The organism is Vibrio sp. 378 (assembly GCF_033339435.1).
Genome location: NZ_JAWOUO010001156.1, coordinates 1 through 523, shown reverse-complemented (window position 1 = coordinate 523; position 523 = coordinate 1). Strand labels below are relative to the sequence as shown.

Genomic DNA, 523 nt, shown 5'->3' with positions numbered 1-523 from the left:
TGCTCTCTAGTGGGCACCGACAAGCGCTCCACCATACAAGTTTCAGAACACACACTTTGTGGAGCAATTGTCATGGGACAGGGGGCACAGCAGTTCGTGTGTTCAATGATGCCGGAGTCCAGTGTTGGCATCATTGGATACTTACATCGCCCTTTTATCAACTTTCAATGAGAAAAGAAGGTAGATGATGGAACATTTAATATACAACCGACATAAAGGGATACTCAGCGCTATGTTGATAAGTGCTGCCGCCTTTTATGGGTTAACCACCGCTTCACCTGCGAATGCATTAACCGAGCAACCTATTTATCCAGATCCCGCTAATTCAGCAAACAGCTGTATGGCGGACGCGTACTTCGATACTGGCGGTTCTGGTATGAAAGGTACGTTAGGTGAAGCTCTAAACTGTACCGCGAACGACGTTGAGATTACGCAGGTCATTCCTAAAGAGATAATCCTTCCAGATGGCAGCAGCTCTGGGAATTTGACCTGTACCTTGGGGGAAACCTTTAAATTAAAAGCA

Annotated in this window: 1 pseudogene; it reads left to right on the top strand. The window is 46.3% G+C overall.

From position 1 onward, the window contains the following. Positions 1-184: 184 nt before the first annotated feature. A pseudogene (locus R7Q48_RS30905) lies at positions 185-523 on the top strand (hypothetical protein); the annotation flags it as partial.